Source organism: Catenuloplanes nepalensis, from assembly GCF_030811575.1.
Lineage (GTDB): Bacteria > Actinomycetota > Actinomycetes > Mycobacteriales > Micromonosporaceae > Catenuloplanes > Catenuloplanes nepalensis.
Map to the genome: position 1 here is coordinate 7,762,497 of NZ_JAUSRA010000001.1, position 15,457 is coordinate 7,777,953.

General features: G+C 70.4%; 15 protein-coding genes and 1 pseudogene. 6 read left to right on the forward strand and 10 right to left on the reverse strand.

All coding sequences use genetic code 11. The features are described 5' to 3' along the window. Positions 1–36 precede the first annotated feature (36 nt). The 3 genes and pseudogenes from J2S43_RS33505 to J2S43_RS33515 all read right to left on the reverse strand — a co-directional run bounded on the left by J2S43_RS33505 (position 37) and on the right by J2S43_RS33515 (position 2,695). A pseudogene (locus J2S43_RS33505) lies at positions 37–1,100 on the reverse strand (glycine betaine ABC transporter substrate-binding protein). 183 nt (positions 1,101–1,283) lie between these two features. Further along, entirely contained in the window at positions 1,284–1,991 is a 708-nt protein-coding gene (locus J2S43_RS33510; protein WP_306835974.1) for an ABC transporter permease, read from the reverse strand. Beyond that, complete coding sequence (locus J2S43_RS33515) at positions 1,988–2,695, reverse strand: ABC transporter permease (RefSeq protein ID WP_306835976.1); 708 nt, start codon at positions 2,693–2,695, stop codon at positions 1,988–1,990. Before J2S43_RS33515 ends, J2S43_RS33510 begins: the two co-directional genes overlap by 4 nt. Positions 2,696–2,697: 2 nt before the next feature. Between J2S43_RS33515 and J2S43_RS33520 the strand changes: the two genes are divergently transcribed. Then, complete coding sequence (locus tag J2S43_RS33520; RefSeq protein WP_306835977.1) at positions 2,698–3,663, forward strand: ABC transporter ATP-binding protein; 966 nt, start codon at positions 2,698–2,700, stop codon at positions 3,661–3,663. Positions 3,664–3,726: 63 nt separating this feature from the next. Here J2S43_RS33520 and J2S43_RS33525 read toward each other — a convergent pair whose 3' ends face one another. The 7 genes from J2S43_RS33525 to folP all read right to left on the reverse strand — a co-directional run bounded on the left by J2S43_RS33525 (position 3,727) and on the right by folP (position 8,291). Continuing rightward, positions 3,727–4,221: a hypothetical protein gene (locus J2S43_RS33525; protein ID WP_306835979.1), complete on the reverse strand. Its 495-nt coding sequence runs from the start codon at positions 4,219–4,221 to the stop codon at positions 3,727–3,729. A 59-nt stretch (positions 4,222–4,280) separates the two neighbouring features. Next, positions 4,281–4,610: a hypothetical protein gene (locus J2S43_RS33530; RefSeq protein ID WP_306835981.1), complete on the reverse strand. Its 330-nt coding sequence runs from the start codon at positions 4,608–4,610 to the stop codon at positions 4,281–4,283. Positions 4,611–4,644: 34 nt separating this feature from the next. Further along, complete coding sequence (locus J2S43_RS33535; protein ID WP_306835983.1) at positions 4,645–5,916, reverse strand: ABC transporter permease; 1,272 nt, start codon at positions 5,914–5,916, stop codon at positions 4,645–4,647. 152 nt (positions 5,917–6,068) lie between these two features. Further along, entirely contained in the window at positions 6,069–6,542 is a 474-nt protein-coding gene (locus J2S43_RS33540) for a DUF3180 domain-containing protein (RefSeq protein WP_306839631.1), read from the reverse strand. Positions 6,543–6,595: 53 nt separating this feature from the next. Then, positions 6,596–7,117 (reverse strand): 2-amino-4-hydroxy-6-hydroxymethyldihydropteridine diphosphokinase, encoded by a 522-nt coding sequence (gene folK, locus J2S43_RS33545; protein WP_306835984.1) that lies wholly within the window; start codon positions 7,115–7,117, stop codon positions 6,596–6,598. Beyond that, positions 7,114–7,482, reverse strand: coding sequence for a dihydroneopterin aldolase (folB, locus tag J2S43_RS33550; RefSeq protein WP_306835987.1), 369 nt, complete (start codon positions 7,480–7,482; stop codon positions 7,114–7,116). Before folB ends, folK begins: the two co-directional genes overlap by 4 nt. After that, the gene (gene folP / locus J2S43_RS33555; RefSeq protein ID WP_306839633.1) at positions 7,479–8,291 is read right to left on the reverse strand and encodes a dihydropteroate synthase; all 813 of its coding nucleotides are present in this window, start codon (positions 8,289–8,291) and stop codon (positions 7,479–7,481) included. The genes folB and folP overlap by 4 nt, the downstream gene beginning before the upstream one ends. A gap of 435 nt (positions 8,292–8,726) precedes the next feature. Between folP and J2S43_RS33560 the strand changes: the two genes are divergently transcribed. From J2S43_RS33560 to J2S43_RS33580, 5 genes are all read left to right on the forward strand, one after another. Continuing rightward, positions 8,727–9,026 (forward strand): hypothetical protein, encoded by a 300-nt coding sequence (locus tag J2S43_RS33560; RefSeq protein WP_306835989.1) that lies wholly within the window; start codon positions 8,727–8,729, stop codon positions 9,024–9,026. Between the two features lie 15 nt (positions 9,027–9,041). Next, entirely contained in the window at positions 9,042–9,404 is a 363-nt protein-coding gene (locus J2S43_RS33565) for a hypothetical protein (protein ID WP_306835991.1), read from the forward strand. Positions 9,405–9,633: 229 nt separating this feature from the next. Continuing rightward, positions 9,634–12,903 (forward strand): ATP-binding protein, encoded by a 3,270-nt coding sequence (locus J2S43_RS33570; protein WP_442320052.1) that lies wholly within the window; start codon positions 9,634–9,636, stop codon positions 12,901–12,903. A 1-nt stretch (position 12,904) separates the two neighbouring features. Then, on the forward strand, positions 12,905–14,854 hold the full coding sequence (locus J2S43_RS33575) for a DMT family transporter (protein WP_306835995.1): 1,950 nt from the start codon (positions 12,905–12,907) through the stop codon (positions 14,852–14,854). Between the two features lie 7 nt (positions 14,855–14,861). Continuing rightward, positions 14,862–15,419, forward strand: coding sequence for a hypothetical protein (locus J2S43_RS33580; RefSeq protein WP_306835997.1), 558 nt, complete (start codon positions 14,862–14,864; stop codon positions 15,417–15,419). Positions 15,420–15,457: the final 38 nt, after the last annotated feature.

Genomic DNA, 15,457 nt, shown 5'->3' on the forward strand with positions numbered 1-15,457 from the left:
GACGGATGACGCCGGACCGAATTTTTCCTTAATAGATCAACTTGTGGCGAGTTCGCCGTCCGAGGAGAAGACCAGGCCGACGGAGATGGTGCCGGTCTTCAGCGCGTTCTTCGTCTGGGCGCCGCCCGCGTCCAGCGAGCTGAACTGACCGGCCTGGAAGCTGTACGTGGTGACGAGGCCGGCCTGGCACTTCGGCCGCTGCGGGCACTCCGGCGGGCCGCCGAGCACGGTCGCCGCACCCGAGCACTTCTCGGCCAGGTCGCCGAGCGTGGTCAGCTCGTTCTTCTCGGCGAACTCCTTGGTGACCGCGAACGCGTTCTGGTCCTGCGCGGCGGACGGCTTGCCGAACGCCAGGCCGGCCTTGTCGCCCAGCGCCGCGAGCGCGGTGGTGGTCGCGGTCAGGTCCGGCGAGGAGACCGGCGCCGCGTCCTTGCCGTTGACCTTGCCGTTCAGGAAGTCGGCGAGCGTCGCCGCGTACTCCGGAACGATCTGGATCTCGCCCTTCTCCAGCGCCGGCTCGTACAGCTCACGGTTGCCGATCTGCTGCACGGTGACCTTGTAACCGGCCGCGGTGAGCGCGATGTTGTAGAGCTCCGCGAGCGTCTGGTTCTCGCTGAAGTTCGCCGCACCGATCTTGATGTCGCCGCCCGGGCCCTTCGCGATGCCGGTGGTCAGGCCCGCGGCCGCCGCGAACTCGTCCGCCGCCACCTTGGGCGTCTTGCGGTCCACGTCGACCGCCTTGTTCAGCGCGATCAGCTTCGGGGTGTCCAGCGACTCGGAGACCTTGTCCAGCGCCGCGATCAGCTCGGGCGTGGCCGCCGCCTTGTTGATCGCGGGCAGCACGTTGTCCGTGTTCTGCAGGCCCTTGTCGTCGGTGAGGACGACCAGCGAGGTGCCTGCCACGCCCGCGCAGCCGGCGCCCGCCGCCGCGCTGGCCGGTGCGGCGGTGCCGGACGAACCGGCGTCGCCACAGGCGCTCAGAATGGTTGCCGCCGCCAGCGCGCCGAGCGCGCTCACGGTCAGACGCGAAAATCTCACGTGCCCGCCTTCCGTGTCCCGGCGCGCCCCGGTCGGGGCGGCCGCGTGTCCGACGGGCGGATGCACCTGGTGTCTCACCAGGGCCGGGACCGCCCGCGCTGTCTCACCCAACATCCTCTGCGACGGGTACGACAACTTTCACCAGCAGTTGTCACCGGATCGTCATGATCCATATCCCGTACGCGATCATGCTTGCGACGAGGCCCGTTTCTATTCCCTCATTCTCGGTGTCGCCCGCTGCTTTTTCAGGCGGTCGCCGCGCGCCGGCGGAACCGGCCGGGGCGGCGCAGCGGGCGTGGCGTCAGCGCTCGCTCCGCCAGCGCCAGCAGCCCTTCGATGCCGAGCGCGAGCAGCGCCACCAGCAGCGCGCCGGCCAGGATCTGACCGCCACCGACCGACATGCCGAGCCCGAAGCCGGCGCTGATGATCTGTCCGAGCCCGCCACCGTTCACGAACGACGCCAGCGCCGCGGTGGCCACCACCTGCACGGACGCGGTCCGGAAGCCGGTCGCCAGGTACGGCACGGCCAGTGGCAGCTCCACCCGGGTGAGCAGTTGGCGGCCGGACAGGCCCATGCCGCGCGCCGCGTCCCGCGCCTCCGGGTCGACCTGCCGCACCCCGGTGTACGCGTTGGCCAGCAGCGGCGGCACCGCGAACACGGCCAGCGCCAGGATCACCGGCCGCTGGCCGAAGCCGAGCGGCGTCAGCGGCAGGATGGTCAGCAGCGCGACCGTCGGGATGGCGAGCGTCACGTTGGAGATCAGCACCACCACGCCGCCGCCGCGCCCGGTGTGCCCGAGCCAGAGCCCGATCGGCCAGGCGACCAGGCAGCCGATCAGCACGGCGGCGAACGAGATCCACAGGTGCTCGCCCAGCCGGTCCAGGATGCCGCCCGGGTTCGTCCAGTTCAGCGGGTCGTTGAGCCAGAGGATCGCCTGGTCGATCGCGTTCATGCGCGGGCACCTCTCGTCCACGGCGTGAGCAGCCGCCCGGCGCCGGCCAGCAGCAGGTCGAGCAGCAGGCCGAGCGCCACGCAGAGCACGGTGCCGACCAGGATCTCCGCCTTGTAGAAGTTGTTCCGGAAGCCGCCCAGGATCAGGTCGCCGAGGCCGCCGTAGCCGATCAGCGAACCGACCGTGACCAGCGCGACCGTGGAGACCGTTGCCAGCCGCAGGCCGGTCAGGATCGCCGGGATCGCCAGCGGCAGGTCCACCCGGAACAGGCGCGCGAACCGCCCGTACCCCATGCCCTGGGCCGCGTCCAGGACCTCCGCGGGCAGCTGGTTGAGGCCGGCCAGCGTGTTGCGCACGATCAGCAGCAGCGCGTAGAGCACCAGCGCGATCAGCACGGAGGCCGGGCGGGTGGTGCCGACCAGCGGCGCCACGAACGCGAGCAGGGCCAGCGACGGGATCGTGTAGAGCACGCCGGAGAGTGCGAGAATCGGGGCGGTGAGCGGCCGGAACCAGTAGGCGAGCACTGCCAGCGGGAGTCCGACCACCGCCGCGAACGCCACCGCCTGGGTGGTCAGCGTCACGTGCTCGACCAGCGCGGACAGCACCGTGTCGGAGTTGTCCCGCAGATACTGCCAGGAGAACCACGGGTTGCCGGGTGGATCGGCGTACCGCACGCTCGAAATCACCCATTGCCGAGAGGACATACGTGGAACCTACCGTGGACGGCGGGCAGAAGGCCGCCACCATCACACTCGACCAGGTCAGCAAGACCTTCGACGACGGTACGAAGGCGGTGCGCTCCCTCGATCTGGAGATCGAGGCCGGCGAGCTGGCGGTGCTGATCGGGCCCTCGGGGTGCGGGAAGTCGACCGTACTACGAATGATCAACCGGTTGATCGAGCCGACCGGCGGGCGGTTGCTGATCGACGGCGAGGACGTGACGAGGCTCGACCCGGTCCAGCTTCGGCGCCGGATCGGTTACGTGATCCAGAACGTCGGCCTGTTCCCGCACCAGACCATCCGGACCAACGTCGGGACCGTACCCACGCTGCTGGGCTGGCCGAAGGCCCGGGTCCGCGCGCGGGCCGACGAGCTGCTGGAACTGGTCGGCCTGGACCCGTCGGTCTACGGCGGCCGGTACCCCAAGGAGCTCTCCGGCGGCCAGCGGCAGCGAGTCGGCGTGGCCCGCGCGCTCGCGGCCGACCCGGTGGTGCTGCTGATGGACGAGCCGTTCTCCGCGGTCGACCCGATCGTCCGTGCCCGGCTCCAGGAGGAGTTCCTGCGCCTGCAGGCCGAGGTACGCAAGACGATCGTGCTGGTCACCCACGACCTGGATGAGGCGGTGCGGCTCGGCGACCGGATCGCGGTGCTCTCCGAGGGCGGCCGGCTGGAGCAGTTCGCAACGCCGGCCGAGTTGCTCGGCACGCCGGCGTCGGACTTCGTCCGGGAGTTCGTCGGCAGCGACCGGGCGATTCGCCGGCTGTCCGTTACCCGGGTCAGCGCGGAGATGCTGGAGCCCGCCGGTGCGGCGAACGGGCTGCCGGACGCGGACCTCGGCAGCACGCTCTACGACGTGCTGGCCCGGATGCTCGGCGCCGGCACCGACCGGGTGCGGATCGTCTCGGACGGGCGCGAACTCGGCGTGCTGACCCGCGACCGGCTGTTCTCGTAGGACGTGCGGCCGGGCTCCGAGGGGGGATTCGGACCCGGCCGCACGTCCGGTCTGTGTGCGCGATCAGCTGCGGGTGCCGCGCCAGCTGCCGAGCGTGACCAGCCCGACGATCCAGCCGACGAAGAAGCCGTAGGTGGTGCCGTCGCCGGCCGCCTTGAACGCGCCGAGCAGCGACGGGTTCGACTGGATCAGCGTGGTGAGCAGCGCGGCGAACGCACCGGCGAAGATGTACGAGGCCCAGCCCGCGAAGAACTGGCTCAGCGTGCCGCGGGCGCGGGCCAGCTGCGAGCCGGGGAGCAGGTAGAGGAAGAGCGCGGTCAGCGCGACGACCAGGATCGCCTTCAGGTCGGCGGCCAGGATGTCCTGGATCGAGTCGTCACTGTCGAGGTACCACCGGGGCCAGGCCAGCAGCTGAAGGAACCAGCCACCGGCCGTGCCCGCGTCGGTGTTCTCCGTGGCCCAGGTGGCGTACCAGGGACTGCCGAAGACGAGGACGAGTATGAGCGCGGCGGCGGTACCCGCGCCGGTTGCGGATTTGTAACGATTGGTGAGAGCCATGCCGCCGTATGTGCCCATCGTGCGGCGCGACCGAAACCACGTACGGCTATATCCGAGGATTAGTCACTTTTGAGTAGGTAGTCGATGAACGCGGCGCGCAGTATGGGCTCGTTCTCGCCGTACGAGGTGTGGCCGGTGAACTCGCGCCAGAGCGCCACCGCGTGATCCACGGTCGGGCCGATCGAGCTGAGACCGTCGTCCCGCTCCGCGGCGTCGTCCGCGTGCGGCAGGTGCTCGACGATCGACCAGAAGAACTTCAGATCATGGTTCTCGCGGGCGAGCGCGAACGCCCGCCGGCGCAGTTCCTCGGTCGGCAGCGCGTCGAGTTCGGCGAACCTGGTGTGGTTCGCGCCGACGCCGGCCCCGGTCTCGGCAGATGCTCCGGTCATGCCAGCGAGCCTAACCGGACGCCGGGCCCGCGGCTCAGGATCCCCAGCGGGTGCTGTCCCACGGGTCGGTGCGCGGCGCCGGGCCCGGCTCCGCGGGCGGGGCCTGCCAGGTCGTCGCGGCCGGCGGCTCGGTCCACTGGGTGTCCGGCGCCGGTGCTGGCCGGCCGAACGTCTCCACCAGGCGCGTCACCACCAGGCCGCCGCCGACCGCCACCGCGGCCGTGGCGTAGACGGAGATGTCCCAGCTCTCCAGGTCCTGATAGCGCAGGAACAGGGTGAGCACGGCGACCGCGAAGAGCGTGCCGAAGACGCCGCCGCGCCGGCCGTAGGCGGAGGTGCCGCCGACCAGCGCCGCACCGAGCGCCAGGCCGGTCCACTCCAGCCCGACCGACGGCACGACCGGATCGGCACTGCCCGCGGCCAGCAGCACGCCGGCCACCACCGCGAGAACCGAGGAGAACACGATCGCGCCGGTCGTCATGACCGCGCCGCCCACCCCGCGCCGGTCCGCCGGGTCGCCGACCGGACGGAACCGGCCCACGGTGCGCCGCACATTCTTGATCAGACCGAGCAGCCCGCCGATGATCGTCAGCGCGGCGAAGCCGCCGAACAGGTAGATCGCGTGCCGGGTCGGGTCGTAGTCGCCCTGCACGTCCACCGGGCCGGGCCGCAACTGGATGTAGACGATCACGCCGAGCGAGGCCGCCAGGCTCGCGGCCCAGCCGGGCACGTGGAAGCCGACCACCACCAGCGCCAGGATCAGGCCGCCGAGCAGGCCGATGACCAGAGCGATACCGGCCGCCTGGACCACGCCGGTGTCGCCGTTCTCCGCGAAGTGCAGCGCGGACGCGACCGCGACCGGGCCGATCGCCAGGTTCGGGGCGGCGGTACGCAGTGTGGCGCCGGCGCCCAGCGCGAGCATGCCGAGCGCGGCGCCCTGCACCAGCAGCGTGTCCAGCGCGGCGCCGGTCACCGCGTCGGCCTGGCCCGCATAGAGCAGGTAGGCGAGGCCGCCGCCGGCCAGCAGCAGCACGAACTCCCAGAGGAAGTGGACGGCCATCCGGTCCCGGCCGACCTCGCCGTGGTTCGGGTCGTCGAACGCGTCCTCCAGCGACGCCGGCGAGACGCGCGGCGGCTCGGTGTGATCCGGGGCGCGTGTCTCCGCGGTGGCGGGGTACTGCTCGTCGCGGCGGTGACTGCCCTCCGGCCGATACGCGGTCTCCGGCTGCCCGTAGCCGCCGGTCACCCTCGCCGTGGAGTCGGTCTCGCCGTCGCGCCGCCGGTAGGCCGGCTCGTCGTACGCCATCTCGCGCGCCTCCTGTGGGGACGCAGCACCGCGCCCGTGCCTACGTTGTCGCGTCGGCCCCCACCTCGGCGGGGCCGTTCGGACGCACCGTACCCGCGCGGCGGCACGGCCGTCACCCCCATCACTGTTCTATGGGGCCGCGTCAAGGGATTTCACGGCTTTCGCCCGGGTCCACGGACGTCGTCGTCCGGACGCTCCGGCACCCGGCAGGCCCGCTCCAGCCAGAGCGCGGCCGCGATCAGCGCGACCGAGGCGATCAGGCCGCCGGCCGCGGACGGCCGGTCCTCGGCCGCCGCCCGGGTCGTCTCGATCAGCAGCCAGACCAGCATCGCGCCGGAGAAGCCCGCGTAGATCGCGCCGGCCACCGAGGACGCCTTGGCCAACACCGCGAACCGGGCCACGGCCAGCGGCTCGACCGGCTCCTGGCCGGACCTGCGCTCGATCCGGGACGACGTGTTGTACGCCAGGTACGCCTCGAGGATCGCCAGCGCGGCGATCGTGACGGTCGGCAGCCACGGCACGGAGACGCCGTGCTCGCCGTAGTAGAGGCCACTGATCAACAACCACCCGACCGCGGCCGCCGCCAGCGCGGCGACCAGGAGGGTGGAGGCCCGAGTCGGGCCCATCGTCGGCGGCGGGGGCGCCGGATTGGGGGCCTGCTCGCTGCGCTCGCTCACCCTCACAACTCTAGCTTGATGTCCGGCCGGGGCTCGATCTCTCCGGTGTCCGCGGCCGCCGGCCCTTCCCGGAGCAGCAGATCCAGGGACCCATGACCGGGTACGGCGCCGAACGGGTCGATGTCGATCCACGGCCGCAGCACGAACGCGCGCAGGTGCGCGCGTGGGTGCGGCAGCGTCAGCTCCACGTCGTCGCTGACCACCGGCGTGCCGTCGTCCGCCCAGACCGCGATCACGTCCACGTCCAGCGTGCGCGGGCCGAACCGGCGCTGCGGGTCCCGGACCCTGCCAGCCTCGGCCTCCAGTCGCCACGCGGTCTCCAGCCAGTCCCGCGCGGTCGCGTCCGGCGCCGCGACCATGACGGCCGCGTTCAGGTAGGACGGCTGGTCCGGATCGCCCCACGGCGGCGTCTCGTACACGCCGGACACCACCAGCACGGTGTCGCCGAGCCCGGCCACGGCCGCACGCAGGTGCCGCTCGCGGTCGCCGAGGTTGCCGCCGATCGACAGCAGCGCGCGGGTCATGCCCGGCTCCCGCTCCGGCGGATCGTGACCGCGACGTCGGCGAACTCGTGCGGGATCGGCGCCTGCGGCTTGTGCACGGTGACCGTCGCGGCCGTCACCCGGTCGTCCGCCAGGCACGCCGTGGCCAGCCGGCCGGCCAGCGTCTCGATCAGGTTCACCGGCTCGCCCGCCGTGATCGCGACGAGCCGCTCGGCCAGCTCGCCGTAGTGGACGGTGTCCGCCACGTCGTCCGACGCGGCCGCGCTGGCCAGGTCCAGCTCCAGCTCCACGTCGATCAGGAAGTCCTGGCCCTCGGCGCGCTCGAAGTCGTAGACGCCGTGGTTGCCGCGCACCCGCAGCCCGCGCAGCGAGATCCGGTCACTCATGCCTTCTCCAGTTTCGGCGCCCCGGTGGCCCGCCAGACCGCGAGCGCGTCCGCGGTGTCCCGGACCCGGTGGACGCGGACGCCCCAGGCCCCGGCCGCGACCGCGAGCACGCTGGTCGCCACCGTGGCCGCGTCGCGCTGCTCGCCGGCCGGGCGCGGCGTGCCGTCCGGGCCGGCCAGCAGACCGCCCAGGTAGGACTTGCGGCTGGCGCCGAAGAGCAGCGGGAAGCCGAGGGAGAGCAGCATGCCGAGGTGGCGGGTCAGCTCCCAGTTGTGCGCCGCGCTCTTCGCGAAGCCGAGCCCGGGGTCGACGATCACGTTCTCCGCCTCGACGCCCGCGGCCAGCGCGTCGTCCACCCGCTGGGACAGCTCGTCGCGCACCTCCGCGACCACGTCGTGGTAGACCGCGAGTTGCTGCATCCGCTGCGAGTGCCCGCGCCAGTGCATCAGGATCCACGGTACGCCCGCGGCCGCGACCACCTTGCCCATCCGCGGATCCGCGAGCCCGCCGGAGACGTCATTGACCGCGACCGCGCCGGCCTCGATCGCGGCGGCGGCCACGGACGCGCGCGTGGTGTCGATGCTGACCCGCACGCCGGCCGCGGCGAGGTCGCGGATCACCGGCAGCACGCGGCGGGACTCCTCCTCCGCGTCCACCCGGCCGGCCCCCGGGCGGGTCGACTCGCCGCCCACGTCGACCAGGGCCGCACCGTCCGCCCGCATCGCGACGCCGTGCGCGACCGCGGCGTCGCGGTCCGCGTACCGCCCGCCGTCGGAGAACGAGTCCGGCGTGACGTTGAGGATCCCCATCACGACCGGGCCCTGAAGGGTGCGCAGATCAGTCACAGGTAGACGGTAGCGAGCGGGTGAACAAGCCCCGGCCGGGGCCGGTTCCGTCATACCATCGTGCCGCACCGTACCGGGCGGAAAGTTGGATCTTGTCCGGATTTTCTTCGGACACGTGTACGGTAGCCGTGACTCACGTTCAATCACGTGCGCACCACGAGTAACGGACCGGGAAGCTTGTTCGGGACCGGGACGAGCCGTACGCTTTGCAATTGCGCAGCATTCAGACGTCGAATCTTGAGGAGTCGGGGCAAGATACTTAAAACGCCCAGGTCACCCGCAGGGGCGACATGAAACGTTGAGCGGACGGCCATCGCGGACCGCCCGGCGTTCTCGCAAGGATTGACAACTGCTGTGCCGCGGCACACCACGCCGGCCGCGGACCGGGGAGGTTCTCCAATGATCACCATAGAGCTCGTCACGCATACGCTCGACGCGCTCGCCAGCGCCTCGTCCATCGCCGCCGAGCCGGCCGAGCCGGGCATCAACACGGACGGCATCGTCGGCTTCTTCGCCAGCAAGATCGCGCCCATCCTGCTCGCCGCGCTCGGCATCATCTTCATCGGCCGGGCCAGCCGGGGCGAGATCTCGAAGGTGCTGACCAGCTCCGCCATCGCCATCGTCGGCCTGGCGTTCATCGCGGGCGCGGCGACGCTGTTCTTCGTGGGCGAGTCCCTGATCGACCTGATGTTCCAGTAGGCCGCGGGGCAGAGCATGAGACTGCGGACTGACGACGACATCTACCGGGCGAGGCTCGTCTACCTCGGCCCGCCGGGCTACACGCTCCCGATCCACCTGCCCTACGCGCAGTACGGCGTCTTCATCATCCTGGTGCCGTTCTTCATGTTCCTGCACTGGCTGGTGACGTTCCAGGTCGAGGCGTTCCCGGCCTGGGAGATCGCGCTCGCCATGGTCTCCACCTCGTTCATCTTCCGCTACGTCGACCCGGACCGACCGGCCCGGGCCGTCATCCGCACCGCGCTGACCGACTGGCGCCGCACCCGTGAGCCGGCCGTCGAGCAGCGGGACCCCCGCCTGGTCGCCGCTCGCATCCGCGTTCGGGAGGAGCTGGTATGACGATCACATTCAGTCCGGTCCCCGGCCTGCGACGCACGCCCTCGGGCGGGGCGAGCGCATGACGCGGTCGTCCCAGCCGGGCGCAGCGCGTCCGGCCGCAGATCAGAACGGCAACATCGGTAACGGTACGCAGCAGCACGGCTACGATGTGCCCGATCTTGCCGCCGAGCCCGACTTCGTCACGAACCCCGGGCACGGGTCCGTTGCGCGCTTCCAAGCGCCCCAGCCCGTGAGAGGCCGGCCCACCATGGCCCGCGGCGGCGACAACGCAGACATCGACTCACCGTTCCTCGACCTCTTCGGGGGTACGCCGAGCGACGCCACCACGCACGTACCGGCCGCGCAGCCGGCCCCGTCCACGCCGTCGCCGGCACCGGCCGTGCGGCCCGCACCCCCGGCCGTGCAGCCACCGGTGCAGGCCGCCCAGCACGCGCCGCGCATGCAGCCGGCACCGGCCGCCCAGCCGGAGCCGGCCGGGATCGCGCTGCCGAGCGCGTCCACGCGGCCGGAGAACGGCAAGCCGGCCGCACCGCAGCACGCGGCCGGCCGGTGGCAGACCCGCGACCGGCGCGCGGCCGCGACCACGTCCGCACCCGCCCCCGCGCGCGAGCGGGCGACCGGCGGAGCGAGCAGGCCGCCCACCGGACGCGGCGATGCGCACGGGCGTCCGGCGCGGCCCGTGCCCTCGCCACCGGGGCCACCGCCGGCCCCGCAAGCTCTCGCCGAGCCGGGATCGCAGCTACCCGTACCCTCGGAAAACGGTCTTGAAGTGGCTCCTCCGGCCGGCGCTGAGCTGAAGCCGGCCGCGGCACTGGACGCGGCACCGCGCGAAGCGCGCAACCTGCCGGCCGTCCGGCAGGGCGATCGCCGGCCCGCGCGCAAGCCGGCCAAGGAGAAGAAGCAGCAGCAGCTGGTCATCCCGGCCCGCGCGCCGAAGAAGTTCAACGACCGCGACCCCTCCGTCGAGCTGGCGATCACCGAGATCGCCGGGCACCTGACGTTCACGCCGAACACCGTGACCGCGTGGTACTGGCTGCCCGAGGTGCGGTGGGCGTTCCGGCCGGACGCGGAACGCGAGGCGTTGCTCTCCGCGATCTCCGAGCAGTACGCGGGCCTGGCCGGCTTCCGGCTGCACCTGCGGCGCACCAACCGGCCGTTCCCGGCCGACGAGTGGGCGCGCACGGTCGACACGAACACGCTGCGCCCGCTGCCCGACGTGCCCGGCGGCACCTCCTGGTCCGACCACCTGGTCTCCGCGCAGCGGCACCTGATGTCGGTCAACCACTCCGAGGGCCAGACCTACCTGGGCGTCACGTTCGCCCGGCGCTCGCTCGGCGACTCGCTCAGCGAACGCATCCTGCGGATGTTCGGCCGCGGCGTCGCCGAGGGCGAGCGCAAGAAGCTCGGCCGCACCGTCGAGCAGTTCGACGAGGTGCTCAACGCGTTCGGCATGCGCGGCCGGCAGGTCACCCCCGGCGAGCTGGAATGGCTGCTCTACCGGTCGATCGCGCTCGGCATGTCGCCGCCCGGCCCGCTCTCCCCGATCACCAACGGCCAGTGGGAACGCGGCGACATGCTCTCACTCACCGAGCAGATCGAACGCTACCGCACGCCGTACGGCTCGACCGTCAAGCTGGTCAACCGGATGACCGGCGAGGAACGGCACGTCGCCGTGCTCTCCGTCGGCCGGATGGAACCGCTGGAGATCCCGGAGCGGCACGAGCCGTGGATGCACTTCCACGAGCGGCTGCCCTGGCCGATGGAGCTCTCCTCGCGGATCGACATCCTCGGGCCGAACGACTCGTTCCGGAACCTCGAACACCGGCTGCGGATGATCCGCTCCCAGCAGCTCGACTACGCGGAGCACGGCATCGACGCGCCGCCCGAGCTGGAGCGCCTCGCCAAGCGCGCGCTGCACATCGGCGACGAGATGACCACCGGCCTGCCCGTCGAGTCCGCCCGCGCGCACGGCTGGCACCGCATCGCCGTCAGCGGCCGTACCCGCGAGGAGTGCCTGGAGCGGGCCCGGCGCCTGATCCAGATGTACTCGCGCGAGCTGCGGATCTCGCTGCAGCACCCGAAGAACCAGGACTGGCTGGCCCGCGAGTTCATCCCCGGCGAGCCGATCGCGAACACCGGATACGTCCGGCGCATGCCGGTCCGGCTGCTCGCCGCCGCGCTCCCACAGGCCGCGTCCACGGTCGGCGACCGCCGCGGCGACCTGATCGGCCGCACCGCCGGCACCTGCCGCCGGCCGGTCTTCCTCGACCTGCACTTCCCGATGGAGATCCGGGAGCGGTCCGGACTCGCGGTCTTCGTCGCCGAGCCCGGCGGTGGTAAGTCCACGCTGATGGGGTCGCTCGGATACCTCGCCGCGCGGCGCGGCGTGCAGGTCACGCTGCTCGACCCGTCCGGCCCGCTGGCCCGGCTCTGCGCGATGCCGGAGCTGCGGCCGTACTCCCGCGTGCTGAACCTGACCGGTTCGGAGCAGGGCACGCTGGCGCCGTACGCGTTGATCCCGACGCCGAAACGGACCGAGTTCGCACCCGGCCCCGCCGGCGACCGCGAGTTCGAGATCGCCGTCTCCAACGCGCGCGCCGAGCGCCGCATGCTGGTCCAGGACATCTGCTCGATGCTGGTCCCGCCGCAGGTCGCCCGCCAGGCCTCCACCGCCACCCTGCTGCGACACGCGGTCCGGCAGGTCCCCGCCGAGGAGACCTCCACGCTCGACGACGTCGTCCAGACGCTCGCCCAGCTCGACAACGACGACGGCAAGGAACTGGCCAACCTGCTCCTCGACACCGCCGAGATGCCGCTCGCGCTGCTCTTCTTCGGCTCACCGCCACCGGACGCGCTCGGCGCGGACGCCGCGCTGACCGTGATCACCATGGCCGGGCTGCGGCTGCCCGACCTGAAGATCGAGCGCGAGTACTGGTCGGCCGAGGAGTCGCTGGCGCTGCCGATGCTGCACACCGCGCACCGGCTCGCGGTCCGGCGCAGCTACGGCGGGTCGATGACCACGCGGAAACTGGTCGGCCTGGACGAGGCCCACTTCATGGAGGGCTGGCGGTCCGGCCGGTCGTTCCTGGTCCGGCTCGCCCGCGACTCGCGTAAGTGGAACCTGTCCGCGCTGGTCGCGTCCCAGAACCCGCGCGACATCCTCGGCCTCGACGTGCAGAACCTGGTCTCCACGGTCTTCGTCGGCCGCATCGCCGAGGACCAGGAGATCGCGTCGGAGGCGCTGCGGCTGCTCCGGGTCCCGGTCAACGACGGCTACGAGGCGACGCTGGCGTCGCTTTCCAACGTGGACAGCTCCTCGGCCACACGGCTCGGCTTCCGCGAGTTCATCATGCGAGACGTCGACGGCCGCGTCCAAAAGGTCCGCGTCGACGTAAGTTACGTCGAGGGTCTCCTCGACTACCTCGACACAACCCCCGCCGCAGCAGCACCGCCGGCGGGCGTCGGAGCATTGGATCTCGCGGGCGATGTGGAGGCCTGAGATGAGGCAGGCCGGAGGACGAATCGGCGCTGTAGTCCTGGCTGTGCTGGTGCTGGCTATGGGAACAATCAGCTGGCCATTCACGTCGCCGGCCCAAGCTTCGCTTACGTCTAGGGCGGCAGCTCCCGGAGACCTTTGCACCACAGCAGAATGGCAAGTCGACTTCAAGAGCTGCGTAGACAGACTCTCGGATGTAAGCAGCGATCGGGCGGAGTGCCTTAAGGCGCCTAACCCAAGTGCTCCTGATGCAGGGCTTGCAGGATGGTTCGCGAGTCGGCCCGAATCCTCGAAACAAGTTGGTCCAGGCGGACTCTATAGCAGTTACGGATATGCTGGCTACAGCTACTCCACATACGACATCCAAGGTGGATGCCTATCTACATTGACGGCCCCCGAATACAGATTCGAAACAACCACCGCGAATGGCGAGTTCATGATCGCCACGGCAATTATCGGAGCCTCGAACGCACTTCGCGAAAGAGCTTGGCAGCCTGAAACAATGTGGGGTTGGGCAGATCCTCTAGTTGCTCAGGCAACCAAGGCAGTTTATGAGAAGGTCTTCAGTGTTTTCGGAATTATTACACTTTGCGTGGTTGGCCTTTATCTACTCTGGCGGTCACAGCAAGCAGACATGAGCAGCGCTATGACGACGGCCGGCTGGGCACTGCTCGTAATGGTTGCCGTGACTGCACTTGCAGCATGGCCGGTCAAGTCTGCCAATCTTGCCGACTCGACACTCATCACCTCTTTAAGTGTCGTCCACAATGCTATCGGACCAGCCAAGGATGACGTTCCGCCAGACAAGTGTGCCATGCCGAATCCTGACGCCTGCGTGGATAAACGACCGCCAGCCGTCCGATCTAGTGATACAGTCACCGAGTCGATGCTCTACCGAAACTGGCTACGCGGAGTTCTTGGCTCCGCCGACTCGCCAACTGCCCAAAAATACGGTGAGGCGTTATACGACGCTCATGCGCTGCGTTGGGACGAAGCAGAAAAAATTCGCACCAACCCCACCACGCTGGAAGCCACCTACGCGGCAAAAAATCGCCAGTGGATGAAGGTCGCAGAACAGATCAAAACAGAGGACCCTGCGGCTTACGAGTATCTTACAGGCACCAAGGGGATGGAGCGCGTAGGCGCTGGATTCATTGCGATGCTCGCAGCAATTCTCTTTGCGTTGTTTGATATTACAGCCGCAATTCTGGTCCTCCTCGGGTTTCTAATCTTCCGTTGGGCGGTTATAGCGGCCCCAATTGTAGGAACCGTAGGATTACTCCAACCCGCCGGCGCAGGATTGCGGCGACTTGCAAATGCAGTTGTAGCAGCAGTATTCAATATTGTAATCTTCGGTACCGGTGCCGCGATCTACCTGTTCGCTGTAGACCTCATCATGAGTACGGCGACGTTGCCGGGCTGGCTTCAAGTGGTGTTGGTATTTCTCTGTGGTGTGGTTGGGTGGATGTTGCTGCGTCCGTATCGGCGAATCACTCAGATGGGTGGGAAGAACAACGCGGCGGCTGATTCGTGGTCGAGGCGCATCTTCCGTGATCTGCGCGAGGCTTCACGGATCGGCGCTGACGACAACGACGACCGGGGCAGCCGGAGCATCAAGCAGCGTGACGTGACGGTGGAACAGATCAACGTACGGCCGGAGGCTCGTATGGAGGATCCGGTGCACGCGTCTCCGCGGGCGGAGACCACCAGCGCGCCGCAGGTGCGTACCCGTCCGGATGGTGCCGAGCACGTGACCGACGCCGAGCCGGCCGTGGCCGGCGGCGAGGGCGGCGGAAGCGCCACACCGCGGCGGACGCGCCGGCCCGCGCAGTGGACGGAACCTGACGTGGCCGACACGCCCTCATCGTACGCGATCTATCGACCGGACACGGGCCAGACCACCACCGCACCGCAGACGCCGCAGACGCCGCGGGTGCGTGCCGAGGCGAGGTGATGAACGGGTGCGCCGGTTCCTCGACCTGATCGTCAAGCGCCTGCTGCGATCCCGGGCCGGGGTGGCGATCGTGCTGTTCGCGATCGTGCTGCTCATCGTGGGGGTCGCCCGCGGCTTCTCCGGGAACGCCACGGATCGTGGGCCGACCGTGGTCTCCGGCGGTACGGCGACGCCCGCCGGGCCGTCGATCGACCCGAGCTACAACTACGACGGGCCCGTCTCCTCGCTCGCACCGCCGACGCCGTCGACCAGTCCGGGCGGTGCCAAGCCGGAAGCGGTCGGGTACGCGTTCGCGGCCGCGTGGGTGGACCATCAGAACGTCTCCGCGGAGGCCTGGCTGGACCGGATGCTGCCGCACGCGACGGAGTCGCTGGCCGGCAAGCTGGACGGCGTCGACCCGGCGGGCGTTCCGGCCGACCGGATCACCGGTGATCCGGTCGTCGCGTCGTACGCGGACAGCGTGGTCGACGTGACGCTGCCCGTGGACTCCGGCACCCTCCGGCTCACGCTGGTCGCGCCGGAGGGCCGCTGGCTGGTGGACAGCGTCGACTGGGAACGGGCATGAGCGAGACTCGGCGCCCCGGACTCGCGGCACGGAGGAGA

Coding starts and splice junctions, on each gene's coding strand:
- folK (WP_306835984.1), bottom strand. CDS start 7,117: ATGACCCGCGCGCTGCTGTCGATCGGCGGCAACCTCGGCGACCGCGAG.
- folP (WP_306839633.1), bottom strand. CDS start 8,291: ATGGGGATCCTCAACGTCACGCCGGACTCGTTCTCCGACGGCGGGCGG.
- J2S43_RS33540 (WP_306839631.1), bottom strand. CDS start 6,542: ATGGGCCCGACTCGGGCCTCCACCCTCCTGGTCGCCGCGCTGGCGGCG.
- J2S43_RS33560 (WP_306835989.1), top strand. CDS start 8,727: ATGATCACCATAGAGCTCGTCACGCATACGCTCGACGCGCTCGCCAGC.
- J2S43_RS33515 (WP_306835976.1), bottom strand. CDS start 2,695: ATGTCCTCTCGGCAATGGGTGATTTCGAGCGTGCGGTACGCCGATCCA.
- J2S43_RS33530 (WP_306835981.1), bottom strand. CDS start 4,610: ATGACCGGAGCATCTGCCGAGACCGGGGCCGGCGTCGGCGCGAACCAC.
- J2S43_RS33565 (WP_306835991.1), top strand. CDS start 9,042: ATGAGACTGCGGACTGACGACGACATCTACCGGGCGAGGCTCGTCTAC.
- J2S43_RS33525 (WP_306835979.1), bottom strand. CDS start 4,221: ATGGCTCTCACCAATCGTTACAAATCCGCAACCGGCGCGGGTACCGCC.
- J2S43_RS33535 (WP_306835983.1), bottom strand. CDS start 5,916: ATGGCGTACGACGAGCCGGCCTACCGGCGGCGCGACGGCGAGACCGAC.
- J2S43_RS33575 (WP_306835995.1), top strand. CDS start 12,905: ATGAGGCAGGCCGGAGGACGAATCGGCGCTGTAGTCCTGGCTGTGCTG.
- J2S43_RS33510 (WP_306835974.1), bottom strand. CDS start 1,991: ATGAACGCGATCGACCAGGCGATCCTCTGGCTCAACGACCCGCTGAAC.
- folB (WP_306835987.1), bottom strand. CDS start 7,482: ATGAGTGACCGGATCTCGCTGCGCGGGCTGCGGGTGCGCGGCAACCAC.